The sequence below is a fragment of the Acinetobacter dispersus genome (genome assembly GCF_009884975.1).
In the GTDB taxonomy this organism is placed as follows: Bacteria; Pseudomonadota; Gammaproteobacteria; order Pseudomonadales; family Moraxellaceae; genus Acinetobacter; species Acinetobacter dispersus.
Window position 1 is genome coordinate 2,999,683 of the sequence record NZ_CP041970.1, and the last position, 20,632, is coordinate 3,020,314.

Genomic DNA, 20,632 nt, shown 5'->3' on the forward strand with positions numbered 1-20,632 from the left:
TTAACCTTGCTTTGTCAGTGTCGTTCCATCAAGTTGATAAACTGCTCCTGTGTGCGAACAGGTCACTTGTGCCTGCCCATGCAAAGGGAGATCCAGCTGTTCACCAAACTCACTCATCCAGCCGATTTGTTTTGCAGGTACACCGACCATCAGTGCATATGCAGGTATGTCTTTATTCACTACCGCACCTGCCCCAACAAAAGCATATGCCCCAATAGTCACACCACAGACAATGGTACAGTTTGCGCCTAATGTGGCACCCTTTTTCACCAGTGTGTCACGATATTGGTCTTTTCGCTCAATCAGAGAGCGTGGGTTATATACATTGGTAAAGACCATACTTGGCCCACAAAATACGCCTTCTTCCAGAACGACATTATCGTAAACCGATACGTTGTTCTGAACTTTACAGTGGTCGCCAATGACAACGCGGTTACCCACAAATACGTTTTGGCCTAAAGACACGCCTTTACCGATTTTGGCACCACCACAGACATGAACAAAATGCCAAACACGGGAATCATCACCAATTTGTGCACCATCATCAACTATGGCCGTTTCATGTTGATAAAAGCTCATGCTTTTTTCACCTTTGCCAATAATGGATGCGGATTTGCTGGGTTTTCAACAATTGGTGAAACGCGAATCACTTCAACAGTCTCAATTGCTGCACGGTTTTCTTCAACACCGTAACCTTTACCTTCTAATACACGTTGATAGCTTTGCGTATGCAAATCGGTAAAACCGCCTGAAAATTCAAGTTCTTCATTTTCAATGGTAATACTGCGATAAGTCAGTTTTTCACCTTGTACCGCATTCTCTGGAAGGTTATTTGCATCAATCGACAAGAACCAACGCACACGCGCGCGCTCATATTCCAAATACCCCGAAGATGTTTTTTCATCACGGAAATGCACTTCATTTTTAACGATTTTTCCAAAAATAAAATGCAACATGTCGTAGAAATGCACACCAATATTGGTTGCTACACCGCCAGATTTGTTGTCCACGCCTTTCCATGATTTTAAATACCATTTACCGCGGGAAGTTAAATAAGTGAGATCAACATCAAATACTTTATCTGCTGGCGCTGCTTGAACTTTATCTCGCAATGCGATAATCGACGGGTGTAAACGCAATTGTAAAATTGAATTTACCTTGGCACCATATTGCTTTTCATATTCTGAAAGCATATTTAAATCTTCTGAATTCAGCACCAATGGCTTTTCACAAATGACCTCAATACCATTTTTCAAAGCATATTTCATATGTGGCGCATGTAGGTAGTTGGGTGAGCAGATCGCAACATAATCTAGCTTTTCACCTTTTAATTTTTGGTCTTCTACATACGCTTCAAATTCTTCAAACTCAGTAAAAAATTCTGCTTCAGGAAAATGACTATCCATAATCCCCACAGAGTCGTTTACATCCATGGCAACAGCTAAAGTATTACCTGTTTCTTTGATCGCTTTCAGGTGGCGTGGTGCGATATATCCAGCCGCACCAATAAGAGCAAATTTTTTCATCGTTTCACTTCTTTTCAATTTTAAATTATAGACGGAATACTGTAAAACCTTGTTCAGCCATAATCGTACGATCTAATAAACCTTTAACATCGGCAAGAACTGGCTTATTACTACGCACATAGCTTTTTAACTCGGCTGCGGACAAACTACGGAATTCATTATGCCCAACAGCAATCACCAGTGCATCGACTGGGTGTTCAGCATTGACCTGCCCCAATTCAATACCATATTCGTGTTTCACTTCTTCAGCATCTGCCCACGGATCTGCAACGACCACTTGAGCACCCCAAGCTTCAAACTCTTTAATTAAGTCCGCGACTTTACTATTACGGATATCTGGACAGTTTTCTTTAAAGGTAACGCCGAGTACACCTACTTTTGCACGAGGCACATCGATACCATTTTGTAACATACGTTTGATGGTATTACGCGCCACATAACGTGCCATATTGTCATTAATACGACGACCCGCCAAAATGACTTGCGGGTGGTAGCCCACTTCTTCTGCTTTATGAGTTAAATAGTAAGGATCAACACCAATACAATGACCACCCACTAGACCAGGGCGGAAAGGTAAGAAGTTCCATTTACTGCCAGCGGCTTCAAGCACATCAATCGTATCAATACCCAAACGATCAAAAATAACCGAGAGTTCATTTACCAAAGCAATATTTAAGTCACGCTGGGTGTTTTCAATCACTTTGGCTGCTTCTGCAACTTTAATACTTGATGCTTTATGTGTACCTGCCGTAATAATGCTGGCATAGACAGCATCTACTTTATCTGCAATTTCTGGTGTACTACCGCTGGTGATTTTTTTAATCTTGGTTAAGGTATTTACCTTATCACCAGGGTTAATACGTTCAGGGCTATAACCTGCAAAGAAATCCTGATTAAATTTCAGGCCTGAAATTTTCTCAAGCACAGGAATACAGACTTCTTCAGTAGCACCTGGGTAAACAGTCGACTCATAAACAACAATATCGCCTTTTTTAATGACCTTGCCTAAAGTTTCACTGGCTTTTCTTAATGGCGTTAAATCAGGGCGATTAACCTCATCTACAGGTGTTGGCACAGTCACAATAAAAAAGTTACAGCTTTTTAAGTCTTCTAAATTTGCGCTATAACTTAAGTTTTTTGCTTGACTTAATTCTTCTGGTGAAACTTCTAAAGTATGATCTTGACCACTTTTGAGTTCATCTATACGTTTTTGATGAATATCGAAACCTACCACAGGAGTTTTTTTGCCAAACTCAACTGCCAATGGCAAGCCTACATACCCTAAACCAATAATTGCTATTTTCAATTCGGCAAGTTGCATCACAATCAGCCTATTCCTTTATAAAGTTTACATCAATATCAAATGATTTTTTTCAGGCCTAATGCTTTACATTAAACGTCGTGCGTACTATAGCAAATTTTTTAAGAATCCCTCATGGCAATTGTATGATTGTGTTTACTGAAACTAATCAATGGTTCTTATAAACCAGATCAGTGGAATTTATAAAACAACGTACAGACCTCTTCTTTAACAAGAAGTCTTGATTAAAAACTGAATAATCTGCTGACAGGCTCTACCATCACCATAAGGATTATGTGCGGCAGCCATTTCATTATAAAAGTCAGGATTTTCAATCAATTCTGTTACAGACTCTGCAATAGTCGCTATATCTGTTCCAACTAAACGCACTGTGCCCGCTTCAACCGCTTCTGGACGTTCTGTTGTATCTCGCATCACCAGCACGGGTTTACCCAAAGATGGTGCTTCCTCTTGAATACCACCAGAATCGGTCAGAATCAGATAACTGCGATTCATCAAATAGACAAAAGGTAAATAATCTTGAGGAGCAATTAGATAAATATTGTCAATATCGGCTAAAAGCGCATTGACCGGTTGCTGTACATTTGGGTTTAAATGGACAGGATAAACGATTTGGATATCAGGATATTTTTTAGCTAAATTACCTAATGCCTGACAAATATTTAAAAAGCCTTGACCAAAATTCTCACGGCGGTGACCTGTAACCAAGATCAATTTCTTATCCGCATCGAGGAATGAAAACTTTTGTTGAAATTGATCAATGAGTGACTGGTCCTGCTCAACCTTGTGCTTCACTTGTAGTAAAGCATCAATCACTGTATTGCCTGTGACAATGATATGGTCAGGATTCACATGTTCTTGAATTAAATTGTTATATGACGATTGAGTCGGAGCAAAATGATAATTTGCCAGCACGCCCGTTAATTGTCGATTGGCTTCTTCTGGCCAAGGAGAATATAAATCTCCAGTCCGCAACCCTGCCTCAACATGGCCTACTTTTATTTTGTGGTAATACGCGGCCAATGCAGCAGCAAAAGTCGTGGCAGTATCGCCATGCACTAAAATCAGATCAGGTGTCCATTGCTCGAATACCTGCTCTAGACCTTTAAGCACCCCAGAAGTCACATCCGATAGGGTTTGCCCAGGTTTCATTAAATTTAAGTCAAAATCAGGTTTTAAATCAAAAAGCTCCAAGACCTGATCCAACATCTGCCGATGTTGTCCCGTCACACAGACTTTAGTCTCAAAATCTTGATGAAACTGTTGTAACTTTAAGGCCAAAGGCGCCATCTTGATCGCTTCAGGTCGAGTACCGAACACCAATAAAACTTTTTTCACCGAATTCACCCTTTTTATGTATGAGTTATTATTTATGCTTTGAACGTTGCTTCACCCGAATAAGGCCTTTAAATCATTCGACCTATTTCATCATTGTTATGTCAGACTTCAGACATAACAATGACAGATTTGTGTTAATTGAAAGAACTGCTTCAGAACCAACCTAAGCTTGATCACCCAAACCAACCATGTTCATCTTTTCTTTGGCGTTGACCCATTGCGCTTTAGTCTGTAGCGTATAAATTTCTATCATTGCTGTGTTTTAAAGCATAATCCTTTTAACTTTTCTCATACACTGTCATGATTCAGGTTCTATCGTCTTTGCCGTTCATGTTGTAGCCCCTGCCTCCTCTAGAAACGCTATCTCAGAACACCACATCCCCCCTGTTTCAACGTGTCCATTCAAACTAAAATATCCTAAAGAGCAAGGCATTAACCTCACTTTGATTTATAGGGTAGAGCGACTTCTCTCCTCAGCTATTTCAGTTTGCTTATCTCGACTCAATGAGAGTAATTTGTTGGCTTATTTGCATATTTTTCAGCAATACTAAACATACAAACCGAAATGATTCCTCGATGCTTTTTTAATATTTTTCAGCTAGAATGACCCCAATTCCAAGTCCAAAGATATGTTGTTGTGTGACAACAGATATAACTATTCAAGGGTCGAGTGTGAAGCATTATCAACTTTTTTCCATTCTTGCAATTAGCCTTAGTGCGACAGCTTGTGCTGTTACCTCTGGCTTGCAAACTTATGATATTCCAAGTGAGGGCGTTTACACGACTGACCAGGGAACCAATGTCAATGTTATAAAAATTACACAAGATAACTTACCCGCGATTCAGCCCGCTCAAATCGACTATCGCAATAATTACTCGACGCTTTTTAAACAGCAACAGCCAGCTTATCGTTTAAGTTCTGGTGATGTACTTTCTATTCAACTTTGGGCTTATCCAGAAATTACCCCTCCAGTCAATAATTTAACCAATGATCAATCGATTCAGGCCAATGGTTATCCAATTGATTCGAATGGTTATGTTCAAGTTCCTTTGGTGGGTCGTTATAAAGCCTCAGGAAAAACACTGGCCCAGCTCAATACGGACTTACGCGGTCAGTTTGCGCATTATCTGAAAAATCCAGATGTCATCGTACGGGTACTGTCTTATCAAGGACAGCGCTATTCAGTCCAAGGCAGTGTAACTAAAGGCGGACAATTCTTTCTGAATGACCAACCAATTAGTATCTATACTGCTTTGGGTATGGCAGGTGGTGTAACCGATAGAGGCGATAATACCTTTATCCAGTTGATTCGTAATGGCACCACCTATGACCTCAACACCATTGCCTTAGAAAAAGCTGGCTATTCTCTGCATAAACTCTTGGTTCAACCCAACGATACAATCTACGTCAGCACCAAAGACAATCAAAAAATTTATGTGATGGGTGAATCTGGTAAGAATCAGGCTCTACCAATGCGTGATCAAGGCTTGACCTTAAGTGATGCTTTAGGTGAAAGCTTAGGTATCAACCCGCTGTCTGGCAGCGCGAGCCGTATTTATGTTTTAAGAACTAACCCAAACGATCGCCATACCGAGCTATACCATTTGAATTTAGTAAGCTTGGGCGATTTTGGTCTGGCCAACCAGTTTAGATTGCGAAGTAATGATATCGTCTATGTCGATGCGACAGGTCTAACTCGCTGGCAACGTGTAATTAACCAAATTATTCCTTTCTCTAGTGCACTATATAACTTTGATCGTCTAGGGCAATAATTAAAATGGAGATTAAGAGCGTTTTAGTTGTTTGCGTTGGCAATATTTGCCGTAGCCCGATGGCAGAGTATTTACTCAAACAGCAACACCCTGACCTGCAGATTCAATCTGCAGGTATTTCAGGGCTAACAGGACATCCAGCTGATGATAAAGCTCAGCTTTGTATGCAACGCTTGAATATTGATATGCAGTCGCATATTGCAAAAAAACTAAATGCAGAGCAACTTAAACAAGCAGATCTGATTTTAGTGATGAGCAATAACCAGCAAAAGCATATTGAGCAAACATGGCCGTTTGCAAAAGGCAAAGTTTTTCGCCTGGGGCATTGGCAAAACAAAAACGTACCTGATCCCTACCAACATGATCAAGTTTTTTTTGATAATACCTGTCAGCTGATTCAACAGTGTGTTGCTGACTGGAAAAATTATATTTAACTTTTTAGATTAAGATTATGAGCCAAAATACCAATATCGAAGATACAATTGACCTAAAAGAGCTTTTCTTTGCTTTGATTGCACAATGGAAGCTCATTGCATTGTGTATTATTCTAAGCTTGGTCTTTGCTTTACTCTACTTGCGTACAACACCTAATACTTATTCAGTCGATGCACTGGTGCAAGTGGAAGACAAAAAAGGGGCATCTGCTGCCTTACTCGGTGATCTGTCGCAAATGATTGATCAAAAATCGCCAGCTCAATCTGAAATCGAAATTTTAAAGTCGCGTTTGGTACTCGGCTCAGTGATTCAAGCACTGCATTTGGACCTGAGTATTTCCAGCCCAGAAAATACTTTTTCACATCGTTTATTCAATAAATCTGATTATGTGACTGAATATGGATCTAAAGCGGTTATTTTTCATGATCAAAAAAAGTCTTTTGATGTCCAGCAATTTGAAATTCCAAACTATTATTTGGATAAAACCCTGAGCTTAAGTTTTAAAAACAATAAGTTTACTTTAACAGACCTAGCGACAGAAAATGTACTTTTAACTGCACCATTAAATAAACTAAATCAGCTCAATACTAAATCTGGCATTTGGAAGATTGCGATCTTTAGTAAAGATACATTCGACACCCACTACTTTATACAAAAGAGTTCTTTACCTGCTGCAGTTCAAGCCATCAATGCCAACTATTCTGTGGCAGAAAAAGGTAAATTAACGGGAATCTTAGAACTAAACTATCAAGGCGAAGACAAAGAACATATTACTAAAGTTCTGAATGCCGTTTTAGCGGCATATAGCGCACAAAATGTAGAACGCCGTTCTGCAGAAACAGCACAAACCTTAAAATTCCTTGATGAACAACTGCCTGATCTAAAAAAACAACTGGATGATGCGGAGCGTGTCTTCAACAAGTTTCGTCAACAATATAATACCGTTGATGTGACCAAAGAGTCCGAACTATATTTGACCCAAAGTATTAACTTAGAAACCAAAAAAATTGAGTTACAACAACAACAAGCCGATCTGGCGGCCAAATATACGGCTGAGCATCCAGCAATGCGTGAAATCAATGCACAAATTACGGCATTAGATAAGCAAATCGCTGCGCTAAATAGTACCTTGAAACAGTTACCAGATGTTCAACGCCAATACCTGCAACTGTATCGTGAAGTTGAAGTAAAAACCCAACTGTATACTGCTTTATTAAACTCATACCAGCAATTACGTATCGCCAAAGCTGGTGAAATTGGTAATGTGCGAATTGTCGACACTGCAGTTGAACCAGTACAACCAATCAAACCGAAAAAACTGCAAATTTTGATACTTTCAATTTTCTTGGGTGGGTTTTTAGGCACTTTAATCGCGTTATTACGTAATATGTTACGTACAGGTGTGAAAGATTCGACTCAAATCGAGAATGAGTTTGATTTGCCAGTGTATGCGACTGTACCTCGATCCCCTGTGCAAGAAACCCGTATCAGTATTTTGAAGAAGAAGAAATCGATTCCTGTGCTAGCCGTTAAGCATAATGATGATATTGCGGTAGAAAGTTTACGAAGTATTCGAACAGCGATTCATTTTGCACTTAGCAGTGCCAAGAACAATATTATTATGATTGCGGGTCCTTCTCCAGAAGTGGGTAAATCATTTATCTCAACCAACTTGGCCACAATTTTTGCACAGAGCAATAAAAAAGTGTTAATCATCGATGCCGATATGCGTCGTGGCTATATACATAAATATTTTAATTTAGATGTAAAACCAGGTTTATCTGAATATTTAAGTAATTTGGCTGACTTTAATCAAGTAATCCATCAAACCGATGTATCTGGACTAAGTGTGATTACTCGAGGCAAAAACCCGACCAATCCATCAGAAATGCTTGGTTCTGAGCAGTTTAAATTGTTATTGGAACAACTAAGTCAGCAATACGATCATATCATTATTGATACTCCACCGATCTTGGCAGTCACAGACGGTATTATTATTTCTCAATATGCGGGTGTGAATTTATTGGTAGCGCGTTATGCCAAATCACAAATGAAAGAACTTGAACTGAGTTTGAATCGTTTTGAACAAGCCAATGTAAAAGTCAATGGCTTTATCTTGAACGATATCCAACGCTCAAGTGCGGGCTATGGCTATGGTTATAATTATTCATATGCCTATAAAGCGCATAAAGATGACTAAACACCCTTTAAATTGATTGTTAAAAAACCAGATCAGATGATCTGGTTTTTTTATGCTTAAACACATAAATCTTATAAAAAACTCACGCATTTTTGCGGTTTATTATTCAATGCTTAAGCTCAAGCATGCTAAGATCAATGCCATATTTTTTATTCAAATCTCGCTTTGGGACATCTCATGAGTAAAGCTTTACCTTTCGTTGTAGCAGCTGTTTTAGGCGGTGCAGCGCTCGTTCCTATTTACTACGCTACCAAAAACCCAACAACTGAGCTTGGTGCCAAAGCTGACAAAAATGCAGCACCTGTTGCAAAAATCAGTTATGCATTAGGTTATGAAGTGGCAAAACAAACACCACCAGAATTAGAAACCAGTGCGTTTATCACTGGCTTCCGTGATGCTCATGCGCAAAAACCTGCTGCCTATACGGAAGAAGAGTTACAGGCAGCGTATGTTGAGTTCCAAAAAGAGCAACAACAAAAACAAGTCGCTGAAACCAAAAAAACTGAAGCAACCAACAACAGCTTTTTAGCAGAAAATGCGAAAAAAGAAGGTGTGAAAACCACAGCTTCAGGCTTGCAATACAAGATCACCAAAGAAGGGACAGGCAAGCAACCCGTCGCAGCATCTGTTGTGAAAGTTCATTACAAAGGCCAACTTGCTGATGGTAAAGTATTTGACAGTTCATATGACCGCGGTGAGCCAATTGAGTTTCCACTAAATCAAGTGATTCCAGGTTGGACTGAAGGCTTACAACTTATGAAAGAAGGCGGTAAAGCAACTTTCTATATTCCAGCAAACTTAGGTTATGGTGAACAAGGTGTACCTGGTTCGATTCCACCAAATAGTACATTAATTTTTGACGTAGAATTAATTGCTGTAAAATAATGATCTAAGGAGAGCCTGTGCTCTCCTTTATTTTTTGGAAGAAATAATGAAAAGATTAGGTCTCATTTTAATTGCTGCAACCATCGGAACGGTTCAAGCAGCGCCTATTACACAAAAAAGCCCACAAAAAGATCAACTCGGATATAGCTACGGTTATCTGATGGGTAGAGGCAACGCCGAAACTCTAAAGGATTTGAATATTGAAACCTTTGTACAGGGTTTACAAGAAGCGGTGCAAGGTAAAGCGGCATCATTGACCGATGAAGAAATGGCGACTGTACTCAATCAATATAAAAAGCGCCTAGAAGCCAAACAACTGGTCGAGTTTCAAGAACAAGCACAAAAAAATGATCAAGCAGGCAAAGCCTTTTTAGCTGAAAATAGCAAGAAAGCCGATATCGTGACCACGAAATCAGGCCTACAATACCAAGTGCTAGAACAAGGTAAAGGCAAGTCTCCGAAAGCAAGCTCTACAGTTAAAGTCAATTATGAAGGTCGTCTGCTTGATGGCACCGTATTTGATAGTTCAATTGCACGTAACCATCCGCTTGAATTTAAACTGAGTCAAGTGATTACGGGTTGGACTGAAGGGGTTCAAACCATGAAGGAAGGTGGTAAATCACGTTTCTTTATTCCAGCAAATCTAGCTTATGGCGATGTCGGTTCGGGCGATGCGATTGGACCCAACAGCACTTTAATTTTTGATATTGAATTGCTTGAAGTGAAATAATAAAAAAACCCTCCAGTTGGAGGGTTTAATTTTTCAATGCGTTTAAGCTTTCAAATGTCTTGGACGGAAGCCCATAACCAACAATCCCACCACATAAGCCACCACACCAATCACACATAAACCAGCCACTTCAGCAATACGTAGCCATTGTGAAATATCTCCTTGGTACCAGGTTAAGCCATACCAAAGCGCAGCAATCATGGCGATATTGGCAACTGCATATTGAAGTGCCAGTTTTTTCCAATGTGCCCCAAAACGATAGATATTACGTTTATGCAAATAGAAATACAGCATACCCGCATTCACCAACGCTGAGCCTGAAGATGCTAATGCAAGTGCCATATGCTCTGCATGCCAATCGATTAATTTAAAGAAACCAATAAAGACTACGTTTAGAATTGCATTGGCTGCGACGGCCATTAAACCAACACGGACAGGTGTTTTGGTATCTTGTTGTGCATAGAAGCCTGGTGCAAACACTTTAATCAACATAAATGAGATTACCCCTGCACTCATACATTGCAGGGCCAATGCTGTCATTCGCGTATCTTCTACGGTAAATTCACCACGTTGGAACAAAGCCTGAATAATCGGTGTCGACAACATAAATAATGCAATACTTGCAGGAATCCCCACCAGCATAATAATCTTGGCAGCCCAATCAATCATGCCTCTAAATTTGGCTTGATCTTGCTCTGCATGACGTGCAGAAAGCGAAGGTAAAATTACCGTACCAATCGCCACACCAATCAATCCCAATGGCAACTCAGTCATTCGCTCGGCACTGTATAGCCATGACACCGAGCCATCTTGCATAAATGATGCCCAGATTGTATTGAGCAATAAGTTAATTTGCGTCACTGATACGCCAAACAAAGCGGGCAGCATCAGTTTTAAAATACGATCCACCCCTTCATGCTTGAAGTCTACTTTAGGTGGAATCAGTAAGTTCTTCTTCCATAATTCAGGAATCTGAATCGCCAGCTGTAAAACACCCGCGGCAACCACAGCCCAACCCAAAGCCATAATTGGCTCCGCCATATACGGCGTCAGCCACCAAGCCCCTGCAATCATTGCCACATTGAGCAATACTGGAGAAAAAGCAGGTGAAGCAAATGAACCATAGCTGTTTAAGATACTGCTGGCAAAAGCCGTCAACGACATAAACATCAGATATGGAATAGTCAGACGGAACATATCCACGGCGAGATCGAATTTCTCTGGGTCGTTATGGAAACCAGGTGCATACAAATAAATAATTGCAGGTGCAGCCACCATCGCCACAAAGGTCAATAACGACATGGCCGTAAGCAGACAGCCAAACACTCGACTAATGAGAATCTGGACTTCGGCATGCGCACGGCTGGTTTTATATTCTGTTAAAACAGGAATAAAGGCCTGAGAAAAAGCCCCTTCCGCAAATAAGCGCCTGAAAAAATTGGGAATACGAAAGGCAACGACAAAGGTATCGAAGTCCTTACCCGCACCAAACACATTGAGTAGCACCACATCACGTACCAAACCCAACACCCGGGATAACATCGTCATTGCACTGACAATTACAGTCGATCGCCACAATGCCATCGCATTCACCTACGGCTTATATTTTAAAAAGCGTTATTGTAATGAAAGTCCGAATAGATTTCGTTGTGAAATTATAAATCCAACGATGTTTTTTGGGCGAATTTTTGCTGGGACAATAGGTTCCGAAACAATTGCCAATCAAAATATAAGCCAGGATCGGTTTTCCGTTTTGGCGCAATGTCAGAATGGCCTGCAATATGATTTTGAATTTTTGGATATGCTTGGCGTAAAGTATTCACAACCTCAACCAATGCTTGATATTGCTCAGGTTCGAAAGGTAGATCATCACTTCCCTCAAGCTCGATTCCTATCGAATAATCATTACATTCCTTCAAAGCCAAATAGCTAGAACGACCTGCGTGCCACGAACGGTCATTAAAATTCACAAACTGAATCACTTCGCCTGTACGTAAAATCAATAGATGCGCTGAAACTTTCATCCCTTCAATGGTTTGGAAATAAGGATGTACAGACCAATCCAGCTGATTCTGAAAGAATTGTTGGATATAGCCACCACCAAACTGTGAAGGTGGCAAACTGATATTGTGGATAACGATCAGTTGAATATCGGTTCCGGCAGGCCGTGCATTAAAATTAGGCGAGGCAATCTGGGTCGCCCCCACCAATACACCCTCTTGTACTTGAGCAAATCTAGCGTGTTGCATTGTGACTCGAATCAGCAATTTAATCTGTATAGGCGCCATTCTGCCATGCTTTCTCCAGAATAATCGAGATGAAATACTTATTTTTTACAGGGAGGGTGTTAATATATGACACACGTTTTTTAGTCAAACATACACTGGAACTGGTATGAGTATTCCTCAATCTTTGCTTGAACAATCTATTCAAATCAATATTCAACAAGCATTACAAGAAGATATTGGGGACGGCGATATTACCGCCATGCTTACACCAGTCGATGAGCAAGCCACTGCGACCATCATTAGCCGTGAAGAGATGGTCTTGGCTGGTCAGCCTTGGGTGAATGCCTTGATTCAAGCCTATGACAACAGCGTGCAAGTGACCTGGTTAAAGCAAGAAGGTGACGTTGTTGCGGCAAATGAAGCGTTCTTAAAGCTTGCTGGTTCTGCACGTAGTTTGCTCACTGTAGAACGTCCTGCTTTAAACTTTATTCAAACGCTGTCTGCAGTTGCGACAAAAACAGCAAGCTATGTTCAACAACTAGAAGGTTTACATACCAAACTGCTGGATACTCGCAAGACCTTGCCAGGCCTGCGTATTGCACAAAAATATGCGGTAGCCATCGGTGGCGGACAAAATCACCGCTTAGGTTTATTTGATGCATTCCTGATTAAAGAAAATCATATTATGGCTGCGGGCGGCATTGCCCAAGCCATCACCAAAGCCCACGAAATCGCACCGGGCAAACCGGTCGAAGTCGAAGTGGAAACTTGGGAGGAGTTAAATCAGGCCCTGGAAGCAGGGGCTGATATCGTAATGCTGGATAACTTTAGCCAGCAACAGATGATTGATGCGGTCAAATATGTGGCAGGTCGTTGTAAATTAGAAGCCTCTGGTAATATCACCATTGAAAATTTACGTGAAGTGGCAACCTCTGGCGTGGATTACATTTCCATGGGCGTATTGACCAAAGACGTACGCGCAGTTGATTTATCCATGCGTTTTAACGCTTAAGCCTGATCAAGATCTTTTTCTTGTTTCAAAGGCTTTTGTTCTACTAAAGCCTCTGCTTTATTCAATTGTGTCGTTTCAACTTGCCACGCTGATTTGGCTTCGGTCGAATCAGTTGGACGGGGGTCAGCCGCCATTAATACAAATGTTACTGCTGTGAGTAAGACCAAAAATACTTGTAGCATCATTATTTCCCCTTAAACTTGTTTCTTTCAATTTGGCTCAATTTATCAAATTAAAATGAGTCAAATCAGTGGGCTGTGTTATAGGCATGTAAATGCTCAGTGAGCTATTTGTTGACGATGATGTGTTTGTGTCTACTTTCATTTCGATCTATGTAAGCTTAAAATGCTAAGCAGCTCAATTTATTAAAATAATAAGTATGGATACCATATTCGAAGCCATATTTTATGTGCTGTTTAAGCTGTTCCGTTTTCTATTCATTGACCTAATTTTTGAGATTATTTTTGAAGGTGTAATTCGTAGCCTTGGCTATGGAGTTGTACGTTGCTACCGGCTTGGACAACGAGTAGATTTTGACAGCACTGAAGTATTTGTCGTCGGTTTTATCACGCTGCTCATATTGATACTTCTATGTATCTACTGGTTTTTACTAAGATAATTTTCAACCTATAAAAAGCAGTCTAAGATTGACTTAGACTGCTTTAGGCTCATATCAAATAACCTTAATTTCCTGAAAAGCCCATATACGGATCAGAGATTGAGTCCTCATTGGTTTCAATACGTCCAGCAAAGCGACGGCTATAGCTTGGATCATTTTCAATCGTGACGGTAAAATCGTACCATCCCCCAAACTCAGTCATATCCCAACTGAGTTCTTTTTCAGTCGCAGCCGTTTCAATTTGCCAGCTCTTATTTGGTAAGTAGGCATTGGCTTTGACCACCAGTTTTGCTGTTTGTGTAGCATCATTGCGGACTTTTAAGAAAATCTTTGGATCACACTCCTCCATACAGACACGAATTTCTGGAAGTGCTTGAATTTGTGCGGTTTGAGTTAGATTACCCGTAAAGCTGCGATGGAAACCATTTGGCCCCAATACCCATAGATCATATCGATTCTCTTTAGTCTGCCAAACATCATCCAGTTGCTTACCTGCTTCCACCATATAACGACGTGGAACTGCTTCTAAATTCAATTTGTCATAGACATGAAACACGGCCGCATGTGTGCCCGTATTTGAGAACATCAATTTCACGGTTTTAGCCACAGCATCAACTTTTGCACTGCTATGCAAGACATAAGGCAATGCACGCGATGGACGAATCCCCATCTCCTGCACAGGATCGGTCTGACTAAGCGGACGGCTGACCTGAGATAAACGCTCCTGTGCTTTGCGAATCGCATCAGCTTCTGCTTTGCTCTTCTTACCGGATAGATCTGGCACAGGCAGTAAGTTTGGTGTTTTAAAATTAAATGCCGAGGTCAAGTCACCGCACACTGCTCGACGGTACGGACTGATATTCGGCTCTTTCACATCAAAACATTGTTCCAAGAATCGGATCACGGAAGAGTGATCAAACACTTGCGAATTGACCCAACCACCACGACTCCATGGTGAAATGATATACATTGGCACACGAATACCCGGTCCATAGACCCCAACGCCATTACTCACTTTAGGGTCAGTGAAATTTGGCTGTCCATTCGACGCTTTAGCATGCGTTGCATACTCATAGGACATTTGTTCTTTGCTGAGCGTCGATTTGCCATAGACCGTGCCTGATGCATCCATTGAAGGTGCACTTGGCGAAGGCACATGGTCAAAGAAACCATCATTTTCGTCAAAATTGATCAAGAAAACGGTCTGGCTCCACAGCTCAGGACGCTCAGTCAGCGCATTGAGAACTTCTTGGATATACCATGCTCCCTGCACTGGGCTTGATGGCCCTGGATGCTCACTATAGGTTGCAGGTGCGACTAACCAACTTACTTGCGGTAATTGCCCTTTAGCAATGTCTTCTTTAAATGTCCCTAAGAAACCACCATCTGGCATGGTATTGGCAATGCCTTTATACAAAGGTTGACTGGCATCAATTGCTGGATCATAGGCTGGGCAAATGGTGCTGTTATTGACTGGTTTGCCTGATAACTCATTGGCACGACGATACTTTTTAAATCCTGCTAATGGATTATCTGTAAAGTTATCAGGCATGTTTTGATACACTTTCCAGCTTACACCAGCTTGTTGCAAACGCTCAGGATAAGTGGTCCAGTCATAACCTGTGGTCGATGGACCAATGGCGTCTAGATCATTGACTACACTAGCAACATTGGCACCTGTTGGACCATTGGTGCCCGTCCAAATAAACATACGGTTTGAGTTGGTTCCCGTATGCATCGCGCAGTGGTAAGCATCACACAGGGTAAAGGCATTGGCTAAAGCAAACTGGAATTCAACTTCTTGTTGCTTGTAATAGCCCATCGATTGCGGTTGCTTGTATTGTACCCAACTGCCCATACGACCATGATCCCAAGCATATTGTCCATCGGTCCATGAGTGCGGTGTACCGCTGACACGCTGTGCATTGCCGCGGCTGCTGTCTAAGTGATATGGATAGACCTTATTCTTGTTGGCATCATACTGTTCCCAGACTTTACGACCTTGGCTTAAAGGAATGGTAAAACGGTCACCAAAACCACGTACACCTTTCAGCGTGCCAAAATAATTATCAAAAGAACGATTTTCTTGGGTCAAAATCACCACATGTTTAACATCTTTGATGGTGCCTGTTTCTACCTTGGCATCAATCGCAAGTGCCTTTTGAATACTCATTGGGAAACTGGTGAGAGCTGCTGTTCCAAACAAGGCTTTGGTTGAGTTTAATAAAAAATCACGACGATTCATTGATTTATTTCCTTATTGTTATTGTTTATGGCGCGCAGTGAATTTTGCATGTGGATGTTGGCGGCTTTGGATTTGGCGTTGGGTTATTATTATCGCCATCGCTGTCGTTACAGGCACTGAGTAACAAGCAACTGCTGCTGAGCAACGCTAAAAGGAAATTTCGCATTTGACTATCCGTTAAATATCAGTGCAGATAGTCAATACAATCTAAATGACAATTCGATGATGATTTGATCGCAATTCGATGACAAAAAATGGATAAAAAAAAGGCGGTCTAAAAAAACCAGACCGCCCGCACTATCAACTGGAGCTTACCAACCGAGTGCCTGCTGTTGCTTCTGAATCAATTCCGCGATTCCTTTTTCTGCAAGCTCTAACATGGCATTGCACTGCTGGCGCGTAAACGGTTTGTCTTCTGCCGTTCCTTGAATTTCAATAAATTCGCCAGCCTGTGTCATCACCACGTTTAAATCGGTTTGGCAATTTGAATCTTCTTCGTAGCATAAATCGAGTAAAACTTCGTCTTGATACATCCCGACAGAAATTGCTGCGACTAAGCTTTTTAATGGATCCTGTTTAATTTTCTTGTTGCTGAGCAATACGTTCATCGCATCAACCAAAGCCACTGCTGCGCCTGTAATTGCTGCTGTACGTGTTCCGCCATCCGCTTGAATCACATCACAGTCAATCGTAATGGTGTTTTCACCCAATTTTTTCAAATCCACCATGGCACGTAAGCTACGACCAATTAAACGTTGGATTTCTTGCGTACGACCTGTTTGCTTACCGCGTGCCGCTTCACGATCACTGCGAGTATGCGTTGAGCGCGGTAACATGCCATATTCAGCCGTCACCCAACCTTGTCCCTGACCTTTCAAGAAACGAGGTACTGAGTTCTCAATGCTTGCGGTACACAACACTTTAGTATGACCAAACTCAACCAAAACTGAGCCTTCTGCGTAACGAGTAAAGTTACGGGTAATGTTGACCTCACGTAATTGGTCTAATGTTCTTTGGTCAATACGCATAACGATTCCTTAAAACTATGGCACAAATATCATTGCGCCATAGTATATCTCAATTACACGTGCTTCCAGTTTTACTTATTCGTTACAATTCACAGAATTAATCATCGCTTAAGCAAACTTAAACTTCGATTTGAAATTCGTCCAAGTTTGAGCCACTTGTGCAGCCATATCATTTGGCAAAGAACATCTTGCTAAACGAACCCAAACCGTCCAGAACTGCTTCATAAAGTTAGCTTCGTTGTAGTTCACGCCATATTCAGCACATAAAGCTCTGATTTGTGGTGCAACTTGCTCATAACGATTGGCAGGCATATCTGGGAACAAATGATGCTCAATTTGATGGCTCAAATTACCACTCATAAAGTGCATCCATTTACCACCGGTAAAGTTACTCGAACCACGGATCTGACGCAGATACCACTGCGCTTTGGTCTCATTCTCAGTATTATCTGCTTCAAAGGTTTCCGCATCTTCAGTAAAGTGACCATTAAAAATCACGGCTGATGACCATAAATTACGTATGATGTTTGCAACTGCATTTCCAGCCAATACTGGAATAAAATTAATCGTTGCAATTGCAGGGAAAAACACATAGTCCTTTAATACCTGACGCGTCGCTTTTTTACGGAAATCAGATGCATCTGCCCAAACCTGTTTCCAAGTTTTGGTTTTATACACTAACGCATCTTCCAAATGCAGGTTTTGTACCCCGACATACCATTGGAAAAAGAACATCAACTGCAAAGCCAACGGAATATTGGCTAAATGACGCACTTCCCATTTTTGATCTTCTGTTACTCGTAAAATGCCATAACCGACATCATGGTCTTTACCCACAATATTGGTATAAGTGTGATGCATATAATTATGAGTATAGCGCCAGTCATTGCCTGAACAGGTATTGTCCCAATCGTAGTCTTCACCACGCAAGCTTGGGTCATTCAACCAGTCAAACTGACCGTGCATCACATTATGTCCAAGCTCCATGTTCTCTACGATTTTAGACACACCCAGCATGGCTGTCCCCAGCAACCATACGGGTGGGATCCAGCCACCGAACATCAACATACCGCGTGATGCGATTTCGGTATAACGTACAAAATTACGTACTTTGTAGATATATTTTGAATCCTGCTCACCGAGATTTTGCATCACATCTAGACGTATTTGCTCGACCCGGCGACCAAACTCTTCAACTTGTTCAGGGGTTAAATGCGCTGACTTTGATACGGTTTTAAATTCTAATGCCATATTCATTGTACTAATCCTCAAATATCTTTGTTTTTATAGGTCAATCGTGACTGGGCTTAAGGCCTGGCTCACACATAACTTGATTGGACGATTCGGTTGATCATCAATTTCGCCTGTGATCACGTTCTGCGTCACACCACTGACTTTGGTACAGCTACAGCGGTTACAGACACCCATACGGCAACCATGTTGTGGACGTAAACCTGCTTGTTCTGCACTACTTAATAGATTGGTCGTTGCAATAAAATTCTGTTGCGCACGACGGAAACTAATCGGTTGAGCTGTACTTGAATGCTCAATCTGGATCGGTTGGAAAAACTCTTGATGAAAGTTTCCAGCCGCATCCTGTTGCGTATAAATGTCTTGCGCTTGGCGCATCATGCTGTGGTGACCACAGGCATAAGCTTGCATCTCTTTAAAATTTGGGACTAATTTCTCTAACAATGCTGCATCTAAATGCTGTTTTTGCTCTGCGGTATTAAAGAAATGATAGTGCAACTGTGGATATTGCTCAGCCAAAGCCAAGATGTCCTGATGCAACACTTCTGCACGGTTAAAATAAACCACATGAATCTGTTCAAGCTGCTGTTGTAGTGCTTGTTGCAATAAAGAATAAATCGCAGTAATCCCTGAACCTGAAGCAATCAGTAATGCAGGTTGCTGACCTTGATGTAAGACGAAGTCACCTTGTGCCTGTGAGATCTCGAAACGATCGCCTACACGCAATTGTTGTGCTGCTTTCGAGACCACACCTTGGACTTTAATCCCAAGACGAATTTCGCCCTGTGGCGTGACATCAATAATTGAGTAACTACGTTGTTGATATACCCCATTGATCATCAAGGTAATCAAAACACTATGACCTGCTTGGACTTGGCTAAAATCAAAATTATGATTTGGCTTTATCGTCAATAACACCATATCCGAGCTGAGTGGCTGTACGGCGGTCACTTCTGCAAGAATGCGTTTCCAAGCAAAGGTTGGCTTTATTTTTTGCAAAATAAAATCAACGAAATCTTCTCGAATCCAATGTGGCTGATAACTTAACTCTGCGTTCATACGTTCCTCGTTTTGTATCTGGCTATTTATTTTGAGTGAACAAATGTTCGTGTAGTGAACATGTGTACACTATATTTATTTGTGTTCACTGAGTCAACACTTGTTCACTAATTTTTTGAATATTTTTTATACTTTTTAATAAGCCATTTAAAATAAGGAAAAAATTTAAAATTTGCGCATGCTTTGAACTCATATCTAGCAAGCATTGATCAGTGAAAGATCAAAAACATTGGCATTTAGCAATGGACAAGGACTAAAAAGTTTCTGTTTTTTTTGCTAGACTCTGCTGTACGGTTTCAACGAGTCTTATTCATGTCGATTAGAGATGAACGAAAACAACAGAGTCGGCAGGCTCTACTAGATGCAGCACTTCATCTCAGCACTGCTGGGCGCTCATTTAGTAGTATTAGTTTGCGTGAAGTTGCTCGCGAGGTTGGTTTAGTCCCAACAGCGTTTTATCGTCATTTCCAAGATATGGACACACTCGGCCAAGAACTGGTTGATCAAGTCTCTTTGCATTTAAAAAGCTTGATCCATCAATTAGGGCAAAGTTATTTGAAACACAGTGGCAGTGCCAAAACCCGTACCAGTATTGAACTTTTTGTACAGGCCGTGAATCATAGCCCGCAACAATGGCAGTTTATGATTGCAGAACGTTGGGGTGGCTCAGAAATAGTCCGCATTGCGATCGCACGAGAAATTGAGTTTCTGATTGAAGACCTCGCCATTGATCTGTGCAAACTCGAAACCTTCAAACACATTAAAGAAGCCAAAGACTTGCAAGTCTTATCTACGATTTTGATTAATATGTCGTTTACATGGGCAATGACGTGGATCAATTTACCCAAACAATTCACGATTGATCATCTACTCGAACAACAAAACTTATTTATCGACAATGCAGCGACTCAAGTCCGTTTACTCTTCAGTGGCATCTCCAACTGGGAACCACAAAACGCTTGACCTGATCCAAACCAAAGTT

At 41.1% G+C, this 20,632-nt stretch carries 19 protein-coding genes; 8 read left to right on the forward strand and 11 right to left on the reverse strand.

What is annotated here, in order from left to right; all coding sequences use genetic code 11:
• From wbpD to wecB, 4 genes are all read right to left on the reverse strand, one after another.
• A complete protein-coding gene (gene wbpD, locus FPL17_RS13795) occupies positions 1-579 on the reverse strand; it encodes a UDP-2-acetamido-3-amino-2,3-dideoxy-D-glucuronate N-acetyltransferase (RefSeq protein WP_005209808.1) in 579 nt (192 codons plus the stop codon).
• Positions 576-1,526 carry a Gfo/Idh/MocA family protein gene (locus tag FPL17_RS13800; RefSeq protein WP_005209807.1) on the reverse strand — a complete coding sequence of 317 codons (951 nt, stop codon included), beginning with the start codon at positions 1,524-1,526 and terminating at the stop codon, positions 576-578. Before FPL17_RS13800 ends, wbpD begins: the two co-directional genes overlap by 4 nt.
• Before the next feature lie 25 nt (positions 1,527-1,551).
• Positions 1,552-2,847, reverse strand: a complete 1,296-nt coding sequence (gene tviB, locus FPL17_RS13805) for a Vi polysaccharide biosynthesis UDP-N-acetylglucosamine C-6 dehydrogenase TviB (protein ID WP_159885605.1) — start codon at positions 2,845-2,847, stop codon at positions 1,552-1,554.
• 207 nt (positions 2,848-3,054) lie between these two features.
• On the reverse strand, positions 3,055-4,185 hold the full coding sequence (gene wecB, locus FPL17_RS13810; protein WP_159885607.1) for a non-hydrolyzing UDP-N-acetylglucosamine 2-epimerase: 1,131 nt from the start codon (positions 4,183-4,185) through the stop codon (positions 3,055-3,057).
• Between the two features lie 672 nt (positions 4,186-4,857).
• Between wecB and FPL17_RS13815 the strand changes: the two genes are divergently transcribed.
• From FPL17_RS13815 to FPL17_RS13835, 5 genes are all read left to right on the forward strand, one after another.
• Positions 4,858-5,958: a polysaccharide biosynthesis/export family protein gene (locus FPL17_RS13815; RefSeq protein WP_032857374.1), complete on the forward strand. Its 1,101-nt coding sequence runs from the start codon at positions 4,858-4,860 to the stop codon at positions 5,956-5,958.
• 5 nt (positions 5,959-5,963) lie between these two features.
• Complete coding sequence (locus FPL17_RS13820; RefSeq protein WP_005209801.1) at positions 5,964-6,392, forward strand: low molecular weight protein-tyrosine-phosphatase; 429 nt, start codon at positions 5,964-5,966, stop codon at positions 6,390-6,392.
• Between the two features lie 17 nt (positions 6,393-6,409).
• The gene (locus tag FPL17_RS13825) at positions 6,410-8,593 is read left to right on the forward strand and encodes a polysaccharide biosynthesis tyrosine autokinase (RefSeq protein ID WP_159885609.1); all 2,184 of its coding nucleotides are present in this window, start codon (positions 6,410-6,412) and stop codon (positions 8,591-8,593) included.
• Between the two features lie 177 nt (positions 8,594-8,770).
• Complete coding sequence (locus tag FPL17_RS13830) at positions 8,771-9,478, forward strand: BamJ family beta-barrel-assembly machinery protein (protein ID WP_159885611.1); 708 nt, start codon at positions 8,771-8,773, stop codon at positions 9,476-9,478.
• Between the two features lie 46 nt (positions 9,479-9,524).
• The gene (locus FPL17_RS13835; protein WP_159885613.1) at positions 9,525-10,208 is read left to right on the forward strand and encodes a BamJ family beta-barrel-assembly machinery protein; all 684 of its coding nucleotides are present in this window, start codon (positions 9,525-9,527) and stop codon (positions 10,206-10,208) included.
• Positions 10,209-10,250: 42 nt separating this feature from the next.
• Here FPL17_RS13835 and murJ read toward each other — a convergent pair whose 3' ends face one another.
• The gene (gene murJ, locus FPL17_RS13840; RefSeq protein ID WP_171519523.1) at positions 10,251-11,801 is read right to left on the reverse strand and encodes a murein biosynthesis integral membrane protein MurJ; all 1,551 of its coding nucleotides are present in this window, start codon (positions 11,799-11,801) and stop codon (positions 10,251-10,253) included.
• A 62-nt stretch (positions 11,802-11,863) separates the two neighbouring features.
• A complete protein-coding gene (ampD, locus tag FPL17_RS13845) occupies positions 11,864-12,457 on the reverse strand; it encodes a 1,6-anhydro-N-acetylmuramyl-L-alanine amidase AmpD (RefSeq protein WP_151717011.1) in 594 nt (197 codons plus the stop codon).
• Positions 12,458-12,602: 145 nt separating this feature from the next.
• Here ampD and nadC point away from each other — a divergent pair, with 145 nt between their 5' ends.
• On the forward strand, positions 12,603-13,448 hold the full coding sequence (nadC, locus tag FPL17_RS13850; RefSeq protein ID WP_159885617.1) for a carboxylating nicotinate-nucleotide diphosphorylase: 846 nt from the start codon (positions 12,603-12,605) through the stop codon (positions 13,446-13,448).
• Here the strand turns inward: nadC and FPL17_RS13855 are convergent.
• Positions 13,445-13,630 carry an ABZJ_00068 family colistin stress protein gene (locus tag FPL17_RS13855; RefSeq protein ID WP_159886872.1) on the reverse strand — a complete coding sequence of 62 codons (186 nt, stop codon included), beginning with the start codon at positions 13,628-13,630 and terminating at the stop codon, positions 13,445-13,447. The genes nadC and FPL17_RS13855 overlap by 4 nt on opposite strands.
• Positions 13,631-13,827: 197 nt before the next feature.
• On the opposite strand from FPL17_RS13855, the gene FPL17_RS19095 reads away from it, so the two are divergent.
• Positions 13,828-14,067: a hypothetical protein gene (locus FPL17_RS19095; RefSeq protein ID WP_167515370.1), complete on the forward strand. Its 240-nt coding sequence runs from the start codon at positions 13,828-13,830 to the stop codon at positions 14,065-14,067.
• Between the two features lie 64 nt (positions 14,068-14,131).
• On the opposite strand, the gene FPL17_RS13860 is transcribed toward FPL17_RS19095, so the two are convergent.
• From FPL17_RS13860 to FPL17_RS13875, 4 genes are all read right to left on the reverse strand, one after another.
• The gene (locus FPL17_RS13860; RefSeq protein WP_005200928.1) at positions 14,132-16,312 is read right to left on the reverse strand and encodes a phosphocholine-specific phospholipase C; all 2,181 of its coding nucleotides are present in this window, start codon (positions 16,310-16,312) and stop codon (positions 14,132-14,134) included.
• Between the two features lie 311 nt (positions 16,313-16,623).
• Positions 16,624-17,340: a ribonuclease PH gene (gene rph, locus FPL17_RS13865; protein ID WP_159885619.1), complete on the reverse strand. Its 717-nt coding sequence runs from the start codon at positions 17,338-17,340 to the stop codon at positions 16,624-16,626.
• A 108-nt stretch (positions 17,341-17,448) separates the two neighbouring features.
• Positions 17,449-18,591 carry a fatty acid desaturase family protein gene (locus FPL17_RS13870; RefSeq protein ID WP_171519549.1) on the reverse strand — a complete coding sequence of 381 codons (1,143 nt, stop codon included), beginning with the start codon at positions 18,589-18,591 and terminating at the stop codon, positions 17,449-17,451.
• 33 nt (positions 18,592-18,624) lie between these two features.
• On the reverse strand, positions 18,625-19,650 hold the full coding sequence (locus FPL17_RS13875; protein ID WP_159885623.1) for a flavin reductase family protein: 1,026 nt from the start codon (positions 19,648-19,650) through the stop codon (positions 18,625-18,627).
• 312 nt (positions 19,651-19,962) lie between these two features.
• On the opposite strand from FPL17_RS13875, the gene FPL17_RS13880 reads away from it, so the two are divergent.
• Entirely contained in the window at positions 19,963-20,613 is a 651-nt protein-coding gene (locus FPL17_RS13880) for a TetR family transcriptional regulator (RefSeq protein WP_159885625.1), read from the forward strand.
• Positions 20,614-20,632: the final 19 nt, after the last annotated feature.